The 21,775-nt window shown below is 63.2% G+C and carries 22 protein-coding genes; 9 read left to right on the plus strand and 13 right to left on the minus strand.

Going from position 1 to position 21,775, the window contains the following annotated elements; genetic code table 11:
- The first annotated feature begins 75 nt into the window (after positions 1–75).
- Positions 76–864 carry an alpha/beta fold hydrolase gene (locus HZB53_10470; protein ID MBI5878068.1) on the plus strand — a complete coding sequence of 263 codons (789 nt, stop codon included), beginning with the start codon at positions 76–78 and terminating at the stop codon, positions 862–864.
- Here HZB53_10470 and HZB53_10475 read toward each other — a convergent pair.
- From HZB53_10475 to HZB53_10510, 8 genes are all read right to left on the minus strand, one after another.
- Positions 833–1,435, minus strand: coding sequence for a hypothetical protein (locus HZB53_10475; GenBank protein MBI5878069.1), 603 nt, complete (start codon positions 1,433–1,435; stop codon positions 833–835). The genes HZB53_10470 and HZB53_10475 overlap by 32 nt on opposite strands.
- Before the next feature lie 35 nt (positions 1,436–1,470).
- Positions 1,471–1,803, minus strand: coding sequence for a hypothetical protein (locus HZB53_10480; GenBank protein MBI5878070.1), 333 nt, complete (start codon positions 1,801–1,803; stop codon positions 1,471–1,473).
- Positions 1,800–2,495, minus strand: a complete 696-nt coding sequence (locus HZB53_10485) for a hypothetical protein (GenBank protein ID MBI5878071.1) — start codon at positions 2,493–2,495, stop codon at positions 1,800–1,802. Before HZB53_10485 ends, HZB53_10480 begins: the two co-directional genes overlap by 4 nt.
- Before the next feature lie 85 nt (positions 2,496–2,580).
- Positions 2,581–3,603 carry a hypothetical protein gene (locus HZB53_10490; GenBank protein ID MBI5878072.1) on the minus strand — a complete coding sequence of 341 codons (1,023 nt, stop codon included), beginning with the start codon at positions 3,601–3,603 and terminating at the stop codon, positions 2,581–2,583.
- A gap of 56 nt (positions 3,604–3,659) precedes the next feature.
- Positions 3,660–4,634 carry a D-glycerate dehydrogenase gene (locus tag HZB53_10495; protein ID MBI5878073.1) on the minus strand — a complete coding sequence of 325 codons (975 nt, stop codon included), beginning with the start codon at positions 4,632–4,634 and terminating at the stop codon, positions 3,660–3,662.
- 31 nt (positions 4,635–4,665) lie between these two features.
- Positions 4,666–5,547, minus strand: a complete 882-nt coding sequence (locus HZB53_10500) for a 2-hydroxy-3-oxopropionate reductase (GenBank protein MBI5878074.1) — start codon at positions 5,545–5,547, stop codon at positions 4,666–4,668.
- A gap of 17 nt (positions 5,548–5,564) precedes the next feature.
- The gene (locus HZB53_10505; GenBank protein MBI5878075.1) at positions 5,565–6,389 is read right to left on the minus strand and encodes a TIM barrel protein; all 825 of its coding nucleotides are present in this window, start codon (positions 6,387–6,389) and stop codon (positions 5,565–5,567) included.
- A 103-nt stretch (positions 6,390–6,492) separates the two neighbouring features.
- Positions 6,493–7,320 carry a DUF559 domain-containing protein gene (locus HZB53_10510; protein ID MBI5878076.1) on the minus strand — a complete coding sequence of 276 codons (828 nt, stop codon included), beginning with the start codon at positions 7,318–7,320 and terminating at the stop codon, positions 6,493–6,495.
- A 129-nt stretch (positions 7,321–7,449) separates the two neighbouring features.
- Here HZB53_10510 and HZB53_10515 point away from each other — a divergent pair, with 129 nt between their 5' ends.
- Together HZB53_10515 and HZB53_10520 are read left to right on the plus strand one after the other, a co-directional pair.
- Positions 7,450–7,923 (plus strand): nucleotidyltransferase domain-containing protein, encoded by a 474-nt coding sequence (locus HZB53_10515; GenBank protein MBI5878077.1) that lies wholly within the window; start codon positions 7,450–7,452, stop codon positions 7,921–7,923.
- Positions 7,924–8,000: 77 nt separating this feature from the next.
- Positions 8,001–8,327 carry a DUF86 domain-containing protein gene (locus HZB53_10520; protein MBI5878078.1) on the plus strand — a complete coding sequence of 109 codons (327 nt, stop codon included), beginning with the start codon at positions 8,001–8,003 and terminating at the stop codon, positions 8,325–8,327.
- 1 nt (position 8,328) lies between these two features.
- Here the strand turns inward: HZB53_10520 and HZB53_10525 are convergent, their stop codons facing one another.
- Positions 8,329–9,813, minus strand: a complete 1,485-nt coding sequence (locus HZB53_10525; protein MBI5878079.1) for a hypothetical protein — start codon at positions 9,811–9,813, stop codon at positions 8,329–8,331.
- Positions 9,814–10,089: 276 nt separating this feature from the next.
- Positions 10,090–10,731 (minus strand): NUDIX hydrolase N-terminal domain-containing protein, encoded by a 642-nt coding sequence (locus tag HZB53_10530; GenBank protein MBI5878080.1) that lies wholly within the window; start codon positions 10,729–10,731, stop codon positions 10,090–10,092.
- A 96-nt stretch (positions 10,732–10,827) separates the two neighbouring features.
- Between HZB53_10530 and HZB53_10535 the strand changes: the two genes are divergently transcribed.
- Both HZB53_10535 and HZB53_10540 read left to right on the plus strand, forming a co-directional pair.
- On the plus strand, positions 10,828–11,193 hold the full coding sequence (locus HZB53_10535) for a type II toxin-antitoxin system RelE/ParE family toxin (protein ID MBI5878081.1): 366 nt from the start codon (positions 10,828–10,830) through the stop codon (positions 11,191–11,193).
- A 1-nt stretch (position 11,194) separates the two neighbouring features.
- Positions 11,195–11,479, plus strand: coding sequence for an XRE family transcriptional regulator (locus HZB53_10540; protein ID MBI5878082.1), 285 nt, complete (start codon positions 11,195–11,197; stop codon positions 11,477–11,479).
- An 83-nt stretch (positions 11,480–11,562) separates the two neighbouring features.
- Here the strand turns inward: HZB53_10540 and HZB53_10545 are convergent, their stop codons facing one another.
- Positions 11,563–15,369 carry an Eco57I restriction-modification methylase domain-containing protein gene (locus HZB53_10545; protein MBI5878083.1) on the minus strand — a complete coding sequence of 1,269 codons (3,807 nt, stop codon included), beginning with the start codon at positions 15,367–15,369 and terminating at the stop codon, positions 11,563–11,565.
- 349 nt (positions 15,370–15,718) lie between these two features.
- Here HZB53_10545 and HZB53_10550 point away from each other — a divergent pair, with 349 nt between their 5' ends.
- The 3 genes from HZB53_10550 (at position 15,719) to HZB53_10560 (ending at position 19,176) form a co-directional block, all read left to right on the plus strand.
- Positions 15,719–16,105, plus strand: coding sequence for a hypothetical protein (locus tag HZB53_10550; GenBank protein ID MBI5878084.1), 387 nt, complete (start codon positions 15,719–15,721; stop codon positions 16,103–16,105).
- 656 nt (positions 16,106–16,761) lie between these two features.
- Positions 16,762–17,958 (plus strand): FAD-binding oxidoreductase, encoded by a 1,197-nt coding sequence (locus HZB53_10555; GenBank protein ID MBI5878085.1) that lies wholly within the window; start codon positions 16,762–16,764, stop codon positions 17,956–17,958.
- Positions 17,959–17,973: 15 nt separating this feature from the next.
- Complete coding sequence (locus HZB53_10560; GenBank protein ID MBI5878086.1) at positions 17,974–19,176, plus strand: FAD-binding oxidoreductase; 1,203 nt, start codon at positions 17,974–17,976, stop codon at positions 19,174–19,176.
- Between the two features lie 460 nt (positions 19,177–19,636).
- Here HZB53_10560 and HZB53_10565 read toward each other — a convergent pair whose 3' ends face one another.
- On the minus strand, positions 19,637–19,816 hold the full coding sequence (locus tag HZB53_10565) for a hypothetical protein (GenBank protein MBI5878087.1): 180 nt from the start codon (positions 19,814–19,816) through the stop codon (positions 19,637–19,639).
- Positions 19,817–19,820: 4 nt separating this feature from the next.
- Positions 19,821–20,486, minus strand: a complete 666-nt coding sequence (locus HZB53_10570; GenBank protein MBI5878088.1) for a hypothetical protein — start codon at positions 20,484–20,486, stop codon at positions 19,821–19,823.
- 340 nt (positions 20,487–20,826) lie between these two features.
- On the opposite strand from HZB53_10570, the gene HZB53_10575 reads away from it, so the two are divergent.
- Positions 20,827–21,483 (plus strand): glycerol-3-phosphate acyltransferase, encoded by a 657-nt coding sequence (locus HZB53_10575; protein MBI5878089.1) that lies wholly within the window; start codon positions 20,827–20,829, stop codon positions 21,481–21,483.
- Positions 21,484–21,775: the final 292 nt, after the last annotated feature.

The following is a 21,775-nucleotide window of genomic DNA, read 5'->3' on the forward strand; positions in this document are numbered from 1 at the left end:
ACCGCACCGGCGCCATTCCACTCTCGGCTATAATCACACTCATACCCTGATGTCGGAGTGATGAAAGGAAGACCCATGCGTCTCGAAGTCATATCCAGGCAACCGACCGGCCCGGCACACGCCGCGCCCCTCCTGTTCGTTCACGGCCTGTGGACGGGCGTCTGGTGTTGGACTGAGCACTTCATGGACTACTTCGCCGCCAAAGGCTACGCCGTTCACGCGCTCAGCCTGCGCGGACACGGGCAAAGCGAAGGACGCGAGCGCCTGCGCTGGACGCGGCTCGCCGATTACGTCGCCGATGTCGCGCAGGTCGCCGGCCAGCTGCCGGCCGCCCCGATCCTGGTCGGCCATTCGAACGGCGGCGCGGTCGTCCAGAAATATCTGGAGACCCGCAGCGCGCCGGCGGCGGTCCTCATGGCCTCGGTGCCGCCCGCGGGTGCGCTGCCCACGGCGCTGCGCATGGCCGCGCGGCACCCGTGGCCGTTCTTAAAATCCAACCTGACGCTCAGCTTGTACCCAATCGTGGCCACGTCCGAACTGGCGCGCGACGGCTTCTTTTCAGCGGACATGCCGGAAGAACAGGTGCGTGCCTACCAGGCGCGCATGTCCGACGAGTCGTTCGCGGCGTTCCTGGATATTCTGGCGCTGAACCTGCCGGACTCGCGCAAGATCAAGACGCCGATGCTTGTCATGGGCGGCGCGAGCGACAACGTCTTCCGACCGTCCCAAGTGGAGTCCACGGCCCGCGCTTACGGCACGCAGGCCGTCATCTTCCCCGGCATTGCGCACGGCATGATGCTCGAAGCGGGCTGGCAGGCCGTGGCGGAGCGCATCAGCGAGTGGCTGGCGTCGCGGGACCTTTGACGGCCCGATACGCCCGTTGCAGGTAGTCCTCGACGCGCCGCCAGTCGCCCGGCACGTCGGTCGAGCGGTGGCTGGTGATCAGGTCGACCACCTCGGCCGCGCGGGCGCGCAACTCGGCAGAGGTACGCACGCGCGCCTCATCCACCTCGAATAGCGCGGCGTGCAGGCGCACCAGCGACTCGACCATCGGGCCGATGTCGCCATCCTGCGGGTTCCGGGCGCGGGCAATCGCCAGTTGCCGGTGTACGACCCAGTAATCCATCTCCAGCCGCGCCAGCGTCGCCGCATCGGCCTTCAACCCCAGCGTGCGGCGCGCCCGCGCATAGAACCGCTCGATGAACTGCGTGGCTTTTAGTACATCGCTCCGGTCGAGCGGCGCAAACGCAATCGAGGCGCGCACCGTGTCAAGCGCGGCGGCCAGCGCGTCCAGCCAGTTCATGCGAAACTGCGCGCGGTTCAACTGCACTAGCAGCATGAATGCGCGCGGCCAGTTGCGCGCGTAGTATGCCTCCCAACCGGCCTTCTCGAAGTACGCGACCTGATCCGGATCAAAATCGGTCGGCGATGGCATCAAATTCCTCCCTCGAAGGATGACGGCTCGCTGGCTCAGCGTATTTGCCGGCGTCTCCACCACAGGCCCAGCCCGGCCAGCAGGCACAGCAAATTGGCGACGCCAATCAAACGGAACACGCTCGGCACACCCAGCAGATAGAGACCCACCGGCAGGAACGACGCGGCAGATGTGAGCACCAGGAAACCCGGCCGGTTGCGCGCAACGGCGACGAGCCCCGCCGCCGCCAGCGCCGCCATGACCAGCGCGACAGCGACGGATTCGGGCGTCAGCGCGGATGCATCGAACGGATTGAAGGCGACAAACGCCGCCCACAGCGCGATCGTTGCCAGCAACAAAGCGACAGTGGCAGCGCGCGCGGCGTTCACACGTACTCCTCCCACCCGCTGATCATGCGCTCCTGCTCGATCGTCGCGCCGGGCGCGCAGAGCCGGACGTGCTCGGCAATCAGTTTCAATTGGCGCTCTACCGCATCAGCCGGTACGCCAGTTGGCGCATACGCCACATACAGCGCGTGCGTCGTCTGTGGCGCGATCGGCGAGCGGTTATCCTGCCCGTAGATGATCGAGCAGGCGATGCCGTCGCGGTCGCGCATGACCATATCGCCGGGTCGAATCTCGCGCTCGGCGCCGCCCATCGGCGTCATGCGGTCCCCGGCGCGCGACACGTCGATGCAGACCGGCCCAATTAGTTGCTCTGCGTCGTGCCCGGCCGTCAGCACCAGCGTCTCCACCTCGGCCGCGAAGTTCGCGTCCACCAGCGGCGACAGCTCCGGCAGGTTCTTGCCCTTCAGCACGAGCGATTCGACCTGCAGCAGCACGTGGTAGGTCTTCTCGAAGCGCTTGTAGTAGCGCACGTAGGCGTCCATCACGGGCAGCGCGAGGAAGTCGGGCCGCGTGAAGCCTCGGTAGCGCGAGCGCAGCCGCTCCTCGATGGCGCGTTTGCGCTCGTTCAGCACGGGACACGGGCCGCTGATGACGGCGCCCGCGATCTCCAACAGGCCGATGATTGCGCCCGGGTGCGCCTGCCGCCACGCATCCGTTACATCAATGGGGATCATGCTCGCCCCCGTCTCTGAGCGCCGACCCGCCCGTCATCGATGTGACACCGAGCCGGCAAGTTTATGAAGCGCCGATCGAATGCGGCTATGGGAACAGCTTGCGCAGCCACTCGCCATCGTTGCCGCGCGCTTCGGCCGCCTGCGCCCATGCCGACGGCGCATCCGCGCCGTCGTGCACGACCAACTCAATAGCGCGCGCCACCACTACCGGGTCGTCGCCGCCCGGCGGGAACAGCACGCTCGCGCCGGCCAGTGTGCCGCGCACATTGCCGCCCGCCTTCAGTCCCGCCGCAAAGGCCGCCAGCATGGCCGGCACGTCGGCATCGGCTTCTCCGCCCTGCATCAGCACCGGCAGCGTCGTCGCGCGCGTCACCCACGCGAACTCCTCCACCGGCGGCAGCACCAGCCAGGTGCGGGTCGAGGTGTTGCCGAGCGCCGATGCCACGCCGACGATCTTCACCAGTTCCTCGGTCTCCAGCACCGGCTCGTAACCGTTGGCCGCGCGCCGCACGGACAGCGGCGCCAGGAAGACCGGCAAGCCTTGACCGATGCGCTCCACTTCTTCGATGGCCCCGGCGACGGAGGCCAGCGAATCGCTCGAGTCCTTGTTGCCGGCGTCGAGCCGCAGTCGCACGAAGACGCCATCCAGCCGCAGGCGCGACACGCTATCCGAGCTGAACGACGTGAAGCGGTCGTTGGTCTCCCACGCCGATCCGGCCAACCCGCCCGGATTGGCCGCGGCGATCAGCAGCGTATCGTCCAGCACGCTTTCGCCGCCCGCGTTGACGATCAACTGGTCGAGGATCAGCAACTCTTCCATGATATCCACGGTCGCCACCACGCCGTCAAACTCGCTGGAGAGCACGCGCAGCACGCGGCCCAGCAACTCGTAGCGGTCGCCCAGCGCGATCGGGTCGCCGCCGGCGGCGGTCAGGCGTCGCGCCGGCTGGTCCACGGCCAGCAGAGTCAGTTTGCCATCGTACGTCAACTCTTCCGGCCGCACGCGCCGCTCGACAGCGCCGCCGATCAGTTCCGGCTTGCTCACCCGCGACACGGTGATTCCTTCATACAGCGGCATCGGAAAGAAATCCGAGCTATGGAATGGCATGACATTACCCTTTCGCGGCGACTAGCAGCTAGCGACTAGCGACTAGCAACTAGCAGCTAACTGTATACTTCCGGATTGGCGCAGGTCTTCAGCCGCTCGCCGCGCAGGCCGCGCAGCAGGTTCTCGATCGTCAGTTCGGCCATCGCCGTGCGCGTCTCGACCGATGCGCTGGCGATATGCGGCACGACCAGGCAGTTCGACAACTGCATCAGCGGGTGATCGGGGCCAATCGGCTCCGGGTCGGTCACGTCGAGCGCGGCGTAGGCGATCACGCCCTCCTTGAGCGCCTGGGCCAGCGCGAGCGTGTCCACCGTCGGCCCGCGCGAGGTGTTGATCAGCACCGCCGTGCGCTTCATCTGCCGCAGCGTGCGCGCGTTGATGATCTGCCGCGTCTCCGGCGTCAGCGGCGTGTGCACCGAGACATAGTCGGACTGCGCCAGCAGTTCGTCGAGCGAGACGCGCGTGGCGCCCTCGACCGGCGGCACGTTCGGCATCACGTCGTAGTAGATCACGCGCATATCGAAGCCGCGCGCGCGCTTCGCCACCGCCGAGCCGATGCGCCCCATGCCGATCAGGCCGAGCGTCTTGCCGTAGATGTCCTGGCCGGTCAACTCGAACGGGATCCAGGTCTTCCACTTGCCCGCGCGGATGTAGTCGACGCCTTCCATCACGCGGCGCGCGCCCGCCATCAGCAGCGTGAAGGCGAAGTCGGCGGTCGTCTCGGTCAGCACGCCCGGCGTGTGCCCGACCGGAATCTTGCGCCGCGTCGCTTCCTTCGTGTCGATGTTGTCGAAGCCGACCGCCATCTGGCTGACGACTTTCAGCTTCGGCGCGGCGTCCATGAACTCCGCGTCGACCTTCTCGGTCAGCAGCGTAAAGACGCCTTCGCAGTCGCGGATCTCGCGCAGCAGCACGTCGCGCGCCACCGGCGGCTCGTCGAGCGCGTACGCCGTCACATCGCACGTCTCGCGCAGCTTGGCGAGATACTGCGGGGGCAGGTTGCGGGTTACATACACTTTCGGTTTGCTCATCTCGGCTCCAGGTTGATCTGTTTTCGGAACTCTATGACGGCTTGGCAGACAACTGCTCGATCAGCGTGACCAGGCCGGAATGATCGAGGTCGCCCTGGCCGTTCGCCTTCAGGCTGTTCATGTACTGCTGCACGATCCCGGTCAGCAGCAGCGCCACGCCGTACTCCTTGCCCGTCGCCAGCGCGATGCTCAGGTCTTTCTCGTGCAATCGGATGCGGAAACCCGGCTTGAAGTTGCGATCGAGGATGCGCTGGCCGTGCACGTCGAGGATGCGGCTCTGCGCGAAGCCGCCCAGCAGCGCCTGGCGCACCTTGGCCGCGTCCACGCCCGCGTTCTTCGCCAGCGTCAGCGCTTCGCTCACCGCGGCGATCGTCAGCGCGACGACGACCTGGTTGGCCGCCTTGGCGACCTGACCCGCGCCCGCTTCGCCGATGTGCACGATGTTCTTGCCCAGCGCCTGGAAGACCGGCATGGCGCGCTCGACGCCCTCAGCCGTGCCGCCGACCATGATCGACAGCGCGGCGTTGATCGCGCCGGCCTCGCCGCCGCTCACCGGCGCGTCGAGCATCGTGACGCCGCGCGCGAGCGCATCGGCCGCCAGCTTGCGCGCCACGATCGGCGAGATGGTGGACATGTCGATCAGCAGCATGCCGGCGCGCGCGCCGGCCAGCACGCCGGTCGCGCCCGCGACCACCAACTCCACGTCGGGCGAGTCGGGCAGCATGGTTATGACGACGTCGGACTGCGCGGCGATCGCCTGCGCGGTCGTCGCGTTGCGCGCGCCTTCGGCGACCAGTTCATGCACGGCCGCCTGCGAGCGGTTGCCGACGATCAGCGGGTAGCCGGCTTTGATCAGGTTGCGGGCCATCGGCTTGCCCATAATACCGAGTCCGATAAATCCAATGGTTGGCAGCGTCATGGTCACCTCTGCTAGTTGCTAGCCGCTAGTTGAAGATCGGCCGCGGCGCAGGCGTTGCGCTTGCCCACCGGCAGCCATTTGAGCGATTCTTCAGCGGTCGTCCCGGCCACGTACTCCAGCCCGATGTAGCCGTCATAGTTCGACGTTTCCAGCGCGCCGAAGAAGCCGCGCCAGTCGATCTGCCCGGTGCCCGGCTCGTGCCGGTCGGGTATGTCGGCTATCTGGATATGCCCGATAGATGTGATTTGCGCGCGCACGACGCTCGCCACGTCCACGCCTTCCATGCGCCCCATGTGGTAGGTGTCGTACTGCAGGCGCACGCGCGGCGAATCGATGCGGCGCATGAACGATAGCGCCGATTCAGTCGTCGACCACAGGTAGCCCGGCGAGTCGAACGTGTTCAGCGGCTCGATGTAGAGCGCGGCGCCATACTCCTCCGCCAGCGGCAGCGCCCAGCGATAGTTTTCCTCGACGCACGCCAGTTGTGCGTCCACGGAGAGCGTGCCGAGGTCGCGCCCGGCGAGGCAGTTGATGCGCGTGTTGCCGACCCGCTGTGACAGTTCCGCGGCAGCCTGGAACGCATCGCGCCACTCGCTCTGGCGCGCCGGGTCGTTGGCGAAGCCGCGCTCGCCGGCCGCCATGTTGCCCGCGTGCATGTTGTGCAGGGCGACCTTCAGACCGAGATCGTGCAGTTCGCGCGCGACCGCATCCGCGTGCCAATCGGTGTGCCACCAGAACTCGACGGCGTCGAAGCCGGCGCTGCGCGCCAGCGCCAGCCGTTCGAGGAACGGGCGCTCGCGCCAGAGGATCGAGACGTTTGCAGCGAATTTTAGCATAAGCGGCTCCTTGATCCGATACAACTTTCGAGTTCTTCGTCGTGCCGCGCCAACGCAAATCAACTAACCGCAGAGGACGCAGAGCGCGCAGAGAAATCCGTTGCTAATTCTCGCCCTCGTCGTCCAATGAATCGAAGAGCGTTTTCTGCTGCATATTCAGGTTCACCAGCTTCGGAAGCGGTTTGCCCGCTTCGACAATCCCGCCCAGGTTGCCAACCTCTCTCTGGATGGTTGGCAGGCAATACGACTGCATCTGCTCGTTGATCTGCCGACCATTGAAACGCAGCAGCGACCAGCCAGCCGTCTCGAGTGCGTTGTCGCGCGCGTTGTCCTCCGGTATGCGTTTTGGATCGGCGTGCCAGCTATCGCCATCTGTCTCGACATTTAGGCCGCCCTGCGTACAGTAGATCGCGAAATCAAGCGAGTGGAGCTTGGCGCCCAGTTGGACGAACTCCTGCCGCTCGGCGCTGACGTGCAGCCGCTTGAACTCCGTCCACAATTTTTCTTCCAGCGGACTCTCGTCGAACAGATCGTTGACTTCCACCGCCGCGTCGAGCTTGGCGCGCGTCGTCGGAATAAACACAATGCGCCGCAATCGCCGGCTTGCGATTGGCCGTGGCAATTGCTGGAGCGGTCCCAGCCGCAGTTGCCAGTATAGCCGCTCGCTCTTTTCGTCGCGCGGCTGATCCGGAAACAATTCTCGTCGGTACGCCTGCCTGATGCCCTCGACCTCCGCGATATGATGAACGGCGTGCTTTTCGTCGCCGAATACTTTTGTTTGGTAGAACGCCAGCCATTTTGGCGGCCAGCGATCCTTGAGCATGGCCTCGACACTTTTTACCGGAATTCGGTACCAGTGCTGGTCGCGGGCCAGAACCATGTCGAGTTGGTTATTCATGATCGCGACGAGCACCTCTCCGCGTTTGCTCATGGCAACCAGGCCGCAATCATCGCTCCGGTTGGCCCTTTCCTGCTACAGGCTCCACGACCGATTTCGCAAACCACCGAGAGGTGTTTGCGCCGCTTCGGAAGCGTCATTATAATCGATTCGGAGCCTGAAATGAATGTCACCGTCGAACGACGCGCCGATGCGCCTGTCAGCGCCGCAACACTGGCGCGCATCGCTAGCACGCTGGCCGATCAACCCGATCTGGTCGCGGCCTATCTTTTCGGGTCGCGCGCCGGCGGCCGCGTCTCGCCGCGCTCCGACCTGGATATTGCCGTCGTGTTGGCGGGTGAGCCGGATAGCCGGGCACGACTGTCGCGCCGACTGGAAATTATGGGCGAGTTGGAACCGATCGCGCCATACGCCGTCGATGTCGTTCTCCTGAATGACGCTCCGACGGCGTTGCAGATGGAGGTCCTGCGCTGTCGCCGCCTGTGCGAGCGCGATCACGCGGCGCGCATCGCTTTTGAGGCGCGCGTCTTCGCCATCCACGCCGACATGCAGCCGCACCGCGACTTCTTCACCCAACTGATGCTTGAGACGGCTGCCAAGGGCAGATTTGGTGGATATGGACACCGTCATCGTTGAACGCCTGAAGTCGTTGTGGAACGAACTCGCGTATCTTATAGAGTGAGCGCGCGCAAGCGGGCGCGCCGGCTGATTACGTGGCGTCGACGCGCCAGCGCCGGGCCGTCGAGCGCAGCCTGCAAGTGTGCATCGAGATCTGCCTCGATATTGGACGGCGCATCATCGCCATCGAGGAATTGCCGATTCCGGACGACAACCAGTCGGTCTTTCGAATCTTGCATGATGCCGGAATCGTTCCCGCTCAACTCGCGCCGGTCTTGCTTGACATGGCCCGCTTCCGCAACCTCATCGTCCACGATTACGCGCGCGTTGACGATTCGATTGTTCACGCGATCCTCCTCAACCGGCTCGGCGATTTCGAGTCCTTCGCTGAAGCAGTGCGCGGTTATCTGTCGCGCGCGTAGGTCAGATTTGCCACTGCCACGCGCTGTGCGTCAGGTGATACCACGCGTCCACGGTCATGCCCTCGCGTAACCCCTTTAGCGCGGGGCGCGCCGCGAAGACGTAATCCGGGTAGGCCACCGGAATCCACGGCTGCTCGTCCACCAGGATCTTGAGCACGTCGCGATACAGCGGCGCTCGCTCGGCCGTGGTGCGCGCCGCGCGCGCCTGCTCCAGCAGGCGGTCCACATCCGGGTTGGCGTAGCGCATGATCGGGTTCTGGCTGCCCACGCTGTGGAACTTCTTCGACAGGCTCATGTCGGGATCGAGCAGGCCGCTCCAGCCGCCGATGATCGTGTCGTACGTGCTGCCCGGATCTTCGCCGATCTTGATGTACGCCGCGTTGTCCACGAAGTCGAGCTCCACCGCGATGCCGACCTCGGCCAGTTGCTTCTGCACCAACGGACCCGACGTGCGGCGAAACACCTCGTCCTTCCAGATGCCGATGCGATACACGAACCGCTCGCCGTTCTTCACGAGCACGCCATCGGGGCCGGGCGCGTAGCCCGCATCGGCCAGCAGACGCCTGGCGCGCGGCAGATCGCGCCCCTTCGTCGCCAGGCTTTCGTCGTAGACCCACGCCGACGGCGAGATCGGCAGATACGCCGGCGAGCCGATGCCGAGCAGCGCCTTCGTCACGATCTCATCGCGGTCGATGGCGAAAGCGATCGCCTGCCGCACCCGCTTGTCCTGCAGGCGCGGGCGGCGGAAGTTCTGCGGCATGCCGCGCCATGCGCCGGCGCGCACGCGATACACCGCCAGCCCCTGCGCCTTCAATCGCTCGATGTGCTGCGCCTTGATCTGCCCGATGTCGAGGTCGCCGCGCGCCAGCCGTTTGGCCCGCTCGTCGTCGTCCGGCACGGCCACGACCTTTAGTCGTCCGATGCGCGGCGCGCCGAGGTGGTGCGCGGCGTGCGCTTCAAGTTCGTACTCGAACTCGCTCACGCGCCGCGCGAGTTTGTAGGCGCCGCTGCCGACCGGCGAGCGGTCGAGCACATCGCCCGCGAAGTCCGCGCCGTGCAGGATGTGCTTCGGCAGGATCGGCGCATCGGTTAGCGCGGAGACAAACGACGGCGCGACCGTGTGCAGGCGCGCCACCCATGTCCGCTCATCGGCCGCGTGCGAATCGGCCAGCATCGTCAGGTTCGCGGCCATCGCCAGCCCCAGCGCAGGGTCGAAGATGCGCTCGATGGTGAACTGCACGTCGGCCGCGGTCAGCCGCGTCCCGTCGTGCCACTGCGCCGAGCGCAGCTGGAAGGTGTACGTCAGACCGTCGGGCGAGATATCGTAGCGCTCGACCAGGTCGGGCGACACGTCGCCGCGATCGTCGATCTGAAACAACTGGCTGAAGATCGCGCAGGAAACTTCATTCCAGTCGTTGCCTTTTTGCAGCGGGTTCATGCCGCGCGGTTTCAGCCCGCCGCCGTAGATAAGCGTTGAATTGGTCATGGCGCGATTGTAGCAGAAAAAGTGGTGGGATTAAAGACCGCAAAACAGCTAACCGCAGAGGGCACAGAGACCGCGGAGAAAAACTTTAACCGCAAAGGACGCAAAGCGCGCCAAGGAACAGATTGTAAGCGCAAAGCACGCAGAGAAGAATCTACAACGGCAAGGGAAGAGCTTGTTGAAACCCATTTGGGTTATGGGGTCTTCTTCGTGTTCATTCGTGCAGCTTCGTGGATAGATTTCTCTGCGCGCTCTGCGTGCTCTGCGGTTTGTCTTCTTTCAGCGGTCGAAATACGCGCGCACGTCGCCGCGCCAGACGCGGAACGCCTCGGGGATGCGCGCCACGTGGCCGGGGTCGATATCGGGCGGCAGCGCGTCGGCGGCGAACCAGGCGGCGCCCAGCGTCTCGTGCGCGTACGATGGCTCGCCGTCCGGCACACCGCCGTTCAGCGGCCGGCAAAGGAACAGAAAATGGTATAAATGGGCGGGCGCGACGGTGCCGCACAGCCGCGAATCGTGCACGCCAATCAGCGCCAGCGGCTCGCAGCGCACGGCGGTCTCCTCGAACGCCTCGCGCACGACGCCCTCGGCGGGCGTCTCGCCGACCGCCAGCGCGCCGCCGGGCATCGCCCACTTCTGGTTGTCGGCGCGGCGGATCAGCAGGATTTCGCCGCGCGCGTTGATGATCGCGGCGTCGCCGGTTGCAAACGGCGTGGGCCTCGGGAGGAACGTGACCTTCAGTCGTTCGATCTCTCCCGTCGGCAGATCGGTCGCCAGCGCCAGCATCTCCAGCGCCATCTGCTGGAGGTGCTCGTATCTCTCTTTGTCGTAGATGCTGTGACTGAAGCGCAGGCCCATCGCGGAGATGTCGCGCAGTTTGTCGGCCCACAGGCTGATCTGTTGTGCGGGAGTCGGAGTCATGCGTTTATTGTAACACGGCGCATGCGCAGAGAAGCTCTACGTCAGGGTTACTATACGATTTGACACGTGTATCATTTTTGATACACTACAAGGTGTATGGAGCAACCTGACGTTGTTCTGGATGTTGTCTTCTACCGCACAGGCGCGGGCAACGAACCGGTCCGTGAGTGGCTCAAGGGCCTGCGCAAGGAAGATCGCCGGGTCATCGGCATTGACATCAAGACCGTGCAGTTGGGTTGGCCGCTTGGCATGCCGCTGGTTCGCAAGCTCGAACCGGGTTTGTGGGAAGTGCGCAGCCGCCTCACATCAGGCATTGCGCGAGTTCTATTCACCGTCGCGGGGCATCAAATGGTTTTGCTCCATGGGTTCGTTAAGAAATCCCGGAAACTCCCACCGGCGGACCGCGCAACCGCCAAGCGGCGGCGCGCGAATCTCGCGTTGGATACCGATGAAGGAGATTAGTATGGCAAATCGCAAGCGATTGGGCAGCAACTTCGACGACTTCCTGCGCGAAGAGGGGCTGTTGGACGAGGCGCGGGCAGTTGCCGCGAAGCGTGTCATTGCTTTCCAGATCGCGCAGGAAATGAAACGCCGCAAGATCACCAAGTCGGCGCTTGCCAGCAAGATGAAGACCAGCCGCGCCGTGCTGGACCGTTTGCTGGATCCGACAAATACATCTGTGACGCTGAATACACTGGAACGTGCGGCGAATGCGCTCGATCGGCGATTGAACGTGCGATTGACGTAGTCTTTTTTCACCGCAGAGCGCGCAAAGTAAACCTCTGTTTGCTTTTGCGTGCTCTGCGACAAGACGCTTATTGCCCCCACCCGCTACCCCGTGCCTTCCACGATAGCAATTTCCTCGGGCGTCAACCCGTACAGTTCATAGACCAGCGCATCAATCTGGCGGTCGGTTGCCTCGATCTGGCGCTGAAGCTGTTCATGCTCGGCCTGCGTGTGCGCCGCCGTCTTGTGCTTGTGCAGTACCAGCATGGAATCGACGAATTGCACCATCAAGTCGTGCCGCGCTTTGTCGGCAGGGTCGGAGAAGTTGATGCGACGGATGGGAAGGTGCTCGATGTATTGCCGATTGTAGGCATAGTAGCCGCCGCTAAACGGACTGCTGAATGATTTCAAGAATGTGTCAAGCAGCTTTGAGTTGAGCAATCCTAAAATGTACTGATAGGCCATCTGTTCTTCAGGCTTGAGAGTAATTCCATAACCGCCGCCGCCCCCGCCGCCACTACCAACAAAATAGTAAAAGTTGGTTGAGTCAAAGCTAAAAGATGCTCTGCTTGCAATGCTTGGAGTAAGTATTTTCGACTGCTCCATTTCACTCAAATTCTGTGAGCGTCCAAAGGCATACCAGCGTTCATGTTTCCATTTCCCTCGCTCCCGTGCTTCCAAGCTGGCTTTATTCGTTTTCAAGTATTCCCAAGCATGGGGATATTTGCTTGACAATTCCTTAGTCGTCAAAAGTTCTGCTTTGCCATCAACGAGTTTGTACGGAAAGAGAATGGATTTGGTCAAATTTGTAACGTAATAGCGTCTCAGGTTCACCGAGCCTTTGCAAAGTGGGTGCATCAACTCGCGCTCTATTTTATGCTCTTGTTCGGTAGCTTCCGAGTAATAAGGGCCTCTTGCTCGATCTTCGAGAATGAAAACGGGATCAGCACCCGTGACCAGTCCTTGAAATATCCTGTCTGCCACATCCCCCAACCTCACCGGCATCCGGCTCAACCGCTCTAACAGCGCCGCGTCATTACCCACCGCAAAATTCCACTCGGCGGCGGTGACGGCTGAAGCGAGGATGGTCCCTGCGGAGACAGGGGGCTGGGAGACAGAGACAAGGGGCTTAAGCCCCTTGTCCTGCGGCCCCTTGTCCTGCGGCCCCTTGTCCTGCGGCCCCTTGTCCTGCGGCCCCTTGTCCTGCGGCCCCTTGTCTTGCAGCCCCTTGTCTTGCAGCCCCGTGTCTTGGTCTTGCGGCCCCGTGTCAGTCTGCGCAAGCCCCTTGCCTCGCCACTCATCCAAGTGGCTCACCTTCAGCACTTCGAATTGCTTGTTGCCTGCTTTGTCTAAAAACATGAGCGCTGTGTACGTCGTCGCGCCATCAAAAACTTGCTGGTCTCCAAAATGGACAACGTGGCCCAAATGGTGGCCTTCAGCAATCAGCCTGCGCAGGGGTTCGCCATACTTGGCGTTGAAGAACTTGTGCGGCAGGATGAAGCCCAACTGTCCGCGAGCATTGAGGAGGCTCAAGCCCCTTTCCACAAAAACCACGTATATGTCATAGTTGCCGGAACTCGCGGCGCGATAGCGGCCCTTGAGATACGGCACTTGCGCCGGGTTGGTCTCCTGCAGCGTCTGAATACGGATGTACGGCGGATTGCCAATCACCGCGTCAAAGCCGCCCGCAGGCTGGCAAGCCTCTTCCACGGAAACGCACGCGGCCTGGACAAGGGGCTTAAGCCCCTTGTCCCAGGTGGTGAGGAGCGCCGCGCCCCACCGCTCAGCGTGTTTGAGATGGTTATCGGTTACATAGTTCACAATGTTGGTCAAGGCGGTCGAGTCGGCAATCGGCACGCGGTTGAATTTCTGCGCCCACACATGCTGATTCGACCCTTTCTCCCACCCGCGCGCCCGCTGAAAAGCGAACGAGCTCGCGCCCTTGATCTTGCGAAGATGTTCCGTCAGCGTCTGCTCATCTTCGGCGGCGATCACCAGATGCACATGATCGGGCAGGATGTTGGCGGCGACCAGGGCAATCTGCTCGTTGCGACACGTCTCAAATATTTTTTCGGCGATGAACACTTGATCTTCGGCTGAAAATACCAACGGGTCACCGGTTTTCACCCCATACGTCACCATGCGTTCCGACACGCGTGAGTTGTGCGTCACGAACGTGACAAACCATAATTGCCGCGCCGGACGGTGGAACGCTCCGACAAACTCCCGTTCCCAACCAAACGGCTTGACACGCAGCAGTTCTTCTTGATTGGTAAACATCTGCCCGCTGAAGTAATCCAATCCTACCAGGCTGTTTCCGCACTTGATGTTGTGGCGCAGGTCGGGCAAGACGGTTTGCTTGAATAGGCTTACTTCCTCGTACAACTCATCGCGACGCGTGTCTTCCAGCGCCTTGAGCGACAGAGAGAAGCGCGTGACTTCTACGGCCTGCGGGTCGATGTCCACGCCGAAGATGTTTTGGATCAGGATTTCGCGCTTGAGTTTGGCGGTCAATCGCACGCGGCCATCGCTGTCGTGATAGACCGCTTCGCGGTCGCGCTTGGTCAACTGCTCCTTGTCGCCGTAATACGCCGCGTGCCATTTGATGAGCGCGGCGTATGCGCCGAGCAGGAAACTGCCACTGCCGCACGCCGGGTCGAGAATCTTGAGTTTGGCAACGTCGGCCGGCGTCTTGCACGCGGCAAGCAGTTCGCCCACCGTGTGCTGCACGATATAGTCCACGATGTACTGCGGCGTGTAGTACACGCCACCCGCTTTGCGGACTTCCGGCTTGTCTTCGATCTTGACGCGTTGATCGGTGGCGCGCACGACGCGGCCCAAAAAGCGTTCGTAGATTGTGCCGAGGATTTCAACCGGCAGCACGGCAAAGTTGTAGGGCGAGTTCTCCGGCTGCAGGTCGCGGATCACGTCGCGCACCACCTTGTTGGAAACCGTCACCGCTTCCAACTCCGGGCGTGGCTCGAAAATGCTGCCGTTATAGAACTGATTCAGTTTCGCAAAGATATCGCGGCAAGCGTTGAACCAACCTGCGTCGGCGGCGGCCAGTCCCGACTGCTCGACCTGCTCCGCCAGTTGAGTCAGGTAGTCGGCTTCGATCTCGCGGTCGGACAGCACTTTGACGAAAATCAAGCGGTCAATCAGCAGTTGCACCGCCGCCGTGATGAGCGCCCCGTCGGCCTCCGGGTTACGCTTCTTCATGTCCTTCGCCAGCCGCACGCGCCAACCGGTCTTCTCGTCGTCCATCGCGGATAGAAACGCCTTGTCAGGCGGGATGCGATTGGCTTTGACCTTCTTCGGCGAGAGGTAGCGCGCCCACAGGCCGGTCGGCCCCGCCGTGCCGCGCGAGCGGACAGTGGCGCGCACCTGCTCGCGCTCAAACAATTCCCACAAGGTGTCGAACTCGCTCACGTAATCGTCGCACGTCCAATCCAGAATACGGAAATTGCAGACCGCCTTGGGGTCGGCAGCGTACAGCGTGCAGTCAAGCAGGACGAACTCCTGGAAATCCGTGAGCAGCGCGAAATCGATTTTGCTGGACGATGGGTAGTTCTGCGTCGAATAGGCGTAGGCATAGACCTGCATCATCCAGCGCGGGTCGTGCATGTCATACTTGACCTTCTTCGCGTCGATGACCAGCAACTGCTGGCCGTCGAGTTGCAGGAGGTAGTCCGGGCGCTTGCCTTTCTCGTCGGTGCGTTGAAGCACGAATTCCCATTCAGCCACCGACAGGCCGGTGTTTTCAGTGTTCCAGTTGAGGTAGTGGAACAATCGGCGCACATAGTTGGCTTCAATCTGGGCTTCCGGCACGTCGGCCAGGCTGGGCTCATTGGCGCGGAAGTTGGCCACCAGCGCGATGATTTCGGCGCGTGCGTGTTCTTTTGTGAATGGCATAGGGCAAAGTATACCAAAATCGCGCATGAAATGTCGCATGCCCCGGTGGTACGGCTGTGTCCGCAAACCATCGATGGCCGCTGCGGCAGCAAGCCAATCGCCCGGCAGCGGCCAACCCGTTTTCGACTTGACATCGCACAATCAGCACGGTATATTGTGCGCACTACCAACCCGCCCGATGCCCCTCGCAGCGGGCGCACCCGCACGATCACTAATGTTCCATTGCACACGGGCTGTTCGGAAGCCGGAAGGAGGGAGCAGGACACAGGAAAGCAAGCCCCGCAATCGAATACGGTCAACCAACTCTGAACCTCGCGGAGAGGCCCACAACAAGAAAGGTGACACGAGCGTGAAAATCAAACTCAACATCATGCTGATTATCGCTGCGGTCTATTGGATCCTCAATGGCCTCCTAGCCCTCGTAGCGCCGTTGGCTATGTTCGGCGTCGCCGCCGATGCCCCGCCTTTCCTGGTCATGGCCATGCGGTTTTGGGGTGTGGCAAGTTTGCCGCTCGGCCTGATCGCATGGTTGATTCGGAACGCCGAAGCCTCAAAGACGCGTGATGCGGTGGTCCTGGGTTTCACCTTTTTCTTTATCCTGCAGGCGCCCGTCAGCCTGTACGGTTATTTCGTCGACCCGGGAAGCCCGCACGTGGTTTTTGCCGTTATCGAGGCGTTGATTGCGGTTGGCTTCATCATTGCGGGCCGAGCGAGCATGTCGACAAACCCCGCCTAGCAGCCTGTCGGAGAGGACTGCATTTTGTGGTCGCAGCGCCAATAACGATCTCCAAACCACAAGATGCGGTCAAAAAGACTGGCTCTCCGACAGGCTGCTAGTCTGCTTGCACTGTTCCAACGCCCGGCTTCCATTCATGAATGAAAGCCGGGCGTTGTGCGCTCGGACGGATCTGCTTGCCCAGTGTGTGCGGGAATTGCCTCGCACTGCGGCATGACGGACTTGTCAGTTCCGACAGTTTGTCGGCATACCCCCTCGCATCCAGCAATTCTCATTTTGGAGTCGGCTGCCAATATGCCCCCTCATCCCCTGCCCCTGCTCCCCCGCGCGCGTGGGGGAGCAGGGGAAAAGCTAACGGGGAGGTGCGCGGCGGCGCAGCCGCCGCGCACCTCCCCTAAGAATCTCGCCCCCTCCCAACGAAGTTGGGAGGGGGTCGGGGGGAGGGCAGCGCCACTTTTTCGGCGGGCCAGCTTGGGCCAGCTTGCGTGACAAGCGCCTGAGAGCCAGCGCATCGCAAGCGGCATTGGAAAGTACCCGTACAAAGCCAAATTGAGAATTGCTGCCTCGCATCGCTCTCGGTTGCATCCGCATGCCCGCTCGTGATAGAATCCCCCCGTAGCCTGACCTGGCACTATTCCCGCTCAAGGAGATTCGGTATGAACCGTTCGGCTGATGCGGTCGTCATTGGTGGCGGCATTTTCGGTTGCTGCACCGCCGTCCAGTTGGTCATGCAGGGCGTCAAGCGCGTCATCCTGCTGGAGAAGGGCGGGCAGGTGGCCGTCGGCGCGTCCGGCGCCAGCGGCGGCCTCGTCCGCATGCACTACTCCAACCCCAGCGACGTGCGCCTCGCCTGGCGCAGCCTCTACTGGTGGCAGAACTGGAAGGAGTGGGTCGGCGAGCCGTCCCCATTCGTCAACAGCGGCTTCGTGCAGATCGTCGGCCACGAGGACGCGCAGAACCACGACGCGATTGTCAAGGTGATGCAGGGCATGGGTGTCGACACGCAGAAGATCACGATCGCCGACCTCAAAGAACTGGTGCCGGGCATTTACACCGAAGACCTCGGCGCGGCCTCATACGAATCGCAAAGCGGCTTCGCCTATCCGGCCGATGCGGTGCAGTACCTCGCCACACGCGCACGCGCGCTGGGCGTCGAGGTGTTGCTGAACACCGCCGCCACAAAGCTCGTGACGCAGTCCGGCCGCATCACCGGCGTCGAGACCAGCGACGGGTCGATCACCGCCGGGGCGGTCGTGCTGGCCGCCGGCGCGTGGGCCGGCAAACTGGCCGAGACCGCCGGGCTCAAGCTTGAGCTGACCCCGAAGCGCCTGATGGCCGCCAACAGCGGCTGGCCGTCGGGCATGGGCCGCCACCCGGTCATCATCGACCGCGCCATGGGTCTTTACACGCGCAACGACCGCAACCAGCGCAACCTGTTCGGCATCGAGCCGTCCGACCCGGTTGATCCGGACTCGCCGGATGCGTTCGAGTTGACGCCGGGCGCGCTGGAGCGCGGCCTCAAGCATGTCGCAGGCCGCCTGACGCACATGGCCAAATCCAACGACCCGGTCGGCTGGGCCGCGCCCGATGCGTACGGTGCCGACGGGCACGCCATCCTTGGCCTCGCGCCGGGCATCGCCGGCCTGTTCCTGGCCACCGGCGGCAGCGGCTCGAACTTCAAGACCGGTCCCGCCATCGGCGAGGCAATCGCGCAGTTGGTCGTCACCGGCCGCGCCACACAGGTCGACCTGGAACCGTTCCGCGCATCGCGCTTTGCCGAAGGCAAGCCGCTGGCCGGCAAGAATGACTACGCGCCGAATATGGTCGGTGAAGCGCGGCAGTCGCACGGCTAGTCGCTAGGAGGATCGATGAATCGCACAGCAGATGCAGTCGTTATTGGCGGCGGCATTCTCGGTTGCTGCACCGCTGTCCAGTTGGCCATGCAGGGCGTCAAGCGTGTCGTGCTGCTGGAGAAGGGCGCGCAGGTGGCGGTCGGTGCCAGCGGCGCCAGCGGCGGACTCGTCCGCATGCACTACACCAACCCCGGCGACGTGCGCCTCGCCTGGCGCAGCCTGCACTGGTGGCAGAACTGGAAAGAGTGGGTTGGCGAGCCGTCCCCATTCGTCAACAGCGGCTTCGTGCAGATCGTCGGGCGCGACGAGGTGCAGACGCACGCCGCCATCGTCAAGTTGATGCAGGAAATCGGCGTGGACGCGCAGATCATCTCGATGGATGATCTGAAGGAACTGGTGCCGGGCATCAGCACGGACGATCTGGGCGTGGCATCGTACGAGCCGCAGAGCGGCTTCGCCTACCCGCCCGATGCGGTGCAGGGCCTGGCCGTGCGGGCGCGTGCGCTGGGCGTCGAGGTGCTGCTGAACACCGCCGCCACGAGGATCGTGACGCAGTCCGGCCGCATCACCGGCGTCGAGACCAGCGACGGCCTGATCACTGCCGGGGCGGTCGTGCTGGCCGCCGGCGCGTGGTCCGGCAAGCTCGCCGAGGACGTCGGGCTCAAGCTGGAGCAGACGCCGAAGCGCTCGATGGCGGCCAACAGCGGCTGGCCGTCCGGTGCGGGCCGCCACCCGGTCATCATCGACCAGATCTGGGGCCTGTACATGCGTAACGACCGCAACCAGCGCGACCTGTTCGGGCTGGAGCCGCTGGAGCCGAAACAGCCGCTCAACCCCGATGACCCAAATTCGTTCGAACTGACGCCCGGCGCGCTGGAAGCCGGGTTGGCCAAGGTACAGCGCCGGCTGACCTTCATGGCGCGCTCCAACGACCCGGTCGGCTGGGCGGCGCCGGAAGCGTATACAGCCGACAACCACGCCATTCTCGGCGCGGTACCCGACCGGCCGGGGCTGTTCCTGGCGACCGGCGGTACCGGGTCGAACTTCAAGACCGGTCCCGCCATCGGCGAGGCGATCGCCCAGTTGGTCGTCTCCGGCCGCTGCACGCACGTCGATTTGAGCGAGTTCCGCGCCAGCCGCTTTGCGGAGGGCAAGCCCATCGTCGCCCCGTACCAGTACGGGCCAGATATCTACGCCGGCGGCCTGTCGCACGGCTAGTAGTCCGTCAGGATAGAATGGCGGGGTACAGGGGCTTGAGCCTGATGCGCGCATCGTCGGACGTGAAATGCCAAGTTACGGTCGCACCAGAACGATTACGTTCGTTGCTCCAGCGTATCGCCACGCTCTGGAAGGTTGAGCAATCGCCAATGCGCCCGGTCAAACACGGGCGACTGAATACGCTGAATTCGATTTCGGCCATGTTGAGCCAACAGCCATGGGTGGGCGTGTACTGCAGGTCGAGTTTGTGAAGTAGTCGCCGTGCTTCGGCCGGTGCAGACACCTTAGCTGGACTTTATCCAAAAATCACGTATAGCACAGCGCATCGGCCAAGCGATTGAACAGCACGGCCGGGAGTTTTGCGATGTGCCGGTGAAACACGGACATGCAAGAAGCCGGCTGACGCCGTAAGTCACGACGCGCGGCCGCCAGGCCGTCACTGAAGGTCGGCAGCGGCTTGTCATAGCAGGCCGCGCCGCGTGAGCACGTGGCCGCGCTGTGACAGACGATGAGCGACCAGGGTAATCAGTGAAAACAAGCCGTAGAGCACCGGTGTCGTGCGAGCGATTGCCTGGTCGGACCACTGACGCTGGGTCTCGACACCGAGGTGTTCACACACTTCCCGATTGGTGACTTCCAATTGCTCATCCTGTGCCCGCGCTTTCAGCGTGGAGCGTGGCATACGCCACACAGCAGGACAGGCGTTGCACAAACCACTCGACGATTTGCCGGGCCGACACGCTCGGGTCTGTGCACAGCAACGTCTGGGTCTTGAAATGGCCCAACCGATCGCGCACGATCACCCAGCGAATCGGCAAGACCGGTAGTCCCCCGTGGTACCAGACGGTCGTGCCGGCGGTGAGTTCACTCTGGCGCTTGAACTCACCGTACCAGATGCGCACGACGCACGTTGCGCATGGCGTGCGCACCCTGGCTGCCGCCTGCTCCAGGGCTGGCAGGCGTTTACCTTTCTTGGCTGGGCGGCCACTGGGTGCGCGTTTGTTCTGGGATGGTGCCGGCGCATACAGCGCCGCGTCCATCCGGAAACGCACCACCATTTTAATCGGGTTAGCCAGTTGTGTCATCCGCCACAGAAACGCAATCGACGCATAGCTGTTATCGCCCACAAACACCAGTGCGCGTGCCGGCAGCCAGCGGCGTACGTGCAGCAAAGCCTGGCGCATCCAGTCGAGCATGCGCTTGTACGCCCGCAGGTTGTCGGCATAGAACCGTTCCGACGGAGCCAGAATCGTCAGGGATGGCAAAGCCCAAACACACTGGGCAAACGGAATCGGACTCAGCGGCAGCACTGTGATCCAGCGCAGACCGCCCGGCTCAGTACGCGATGGTAGGTCTGAAAATGCCGCTCATCGCTCCGGCCCATGACGCGCAGGGCTGCGCACACCGTACGCTGGTTTCCAAACGCGCGAGTCGAAATGTACGGCGAACGACGCCCGCAGAACGGTATCATCGCTTGGCAAGGTCGGCCGCGGTCCAAGAATTCTCGCCAGGACTCTTGACCAGCTTGCCTTGTCACTTCAACGTACAATTTGGATAAAGCCCAGCTAAGTAGAAGCTTTCCACGAAGGGACACGACGAAGAAGCGCTATTCGAGTCGATTTGTGTTAGTCGTGGATTGGTTGGAGGCTTATGGATTTCGTCATTGCGCTGGTGATCGGCTACCTGGCCGGCTCGATACCGACCGCATATATCATCGCGCGCTTCTACAAGCAGATCGACATCCGCACGGTGGGCAGCGGCAACGTCGGCGGCAGCAACGTCGGCATGCACGTCGGCAAGCTGCCGTATGCCGCGACACTGCTATTCGACCTGATCAAGGGCGCGCTCGTCATCGCGGTGCTGGAGCGGTATGGGTTCGGCGCGGCCCCGCGCATCGCCGCCGGAGTGGCTGCTATCGCGGGCCATAATTGGCCGGTCTGGCTCGGCTTCGCCGGCGGGCGCGGCATCGCGACGACGGGCGGCGTGCTATTCATGTTCGGCCCGCTGGAGACGGTGCTGGCTGGCATCGGCATCGGCATCGGCGCGCTTGTTTTCAAGCAGGGCGCGGTCGCGACGCTGGTCGTGTTCGCGCTTTGGCCGCTCGTCGCCGCCCTGCGCGGCGGCAGGCCGGAGGTGATTGTGCTTGGCCTTTGCGTCTGCCTGCTGATCATCGTGCGCCGACTGCAGGGCAGCCGGGGCATCCACCGGAACGTCGCAGGCGAGCGCGTGCACTGGAACCGCTTCTGGTTCGATCGCGATATTCGCGAGGAGAAAGCGTGGGTGGAGCAGAGGGGCAGCAAGCAGTAGTCAGAAGCCAGTAGTCAGTGAACGGTGAGCGGTGAACAGAGGAGGGCAAGGTCCTCGCGGGGATCATCCCGGAGCAGCAATTCTCATTTTGGAGTCGGCCGCCAGGTTGCCTCCTCATCCCCTGGCCCCTTCTCCCCCGCGCGCGCGGGGGAGCAGGGGAAAAGCTAACGGGGAGGTGCGCGGCGGCTACGCCGCCGCGCACCTCCCCTTAGAATCTCGCCCCCTCCCAACGAAGTTGGGAGGGGGTCGGGGGGAGGGCAACGCCGCTTTCTTGGCGAGCCAGCATGCGTGA

The sequence above is a fragment of the Chloroflexota bacterium genome (assembly GCA_016235055.1).
Classification (GTDB): domain Bacteria; phylum Chloroflexota; class Anaerolineae; order JACRMK01; family JACRMK01; genus JACRMK01.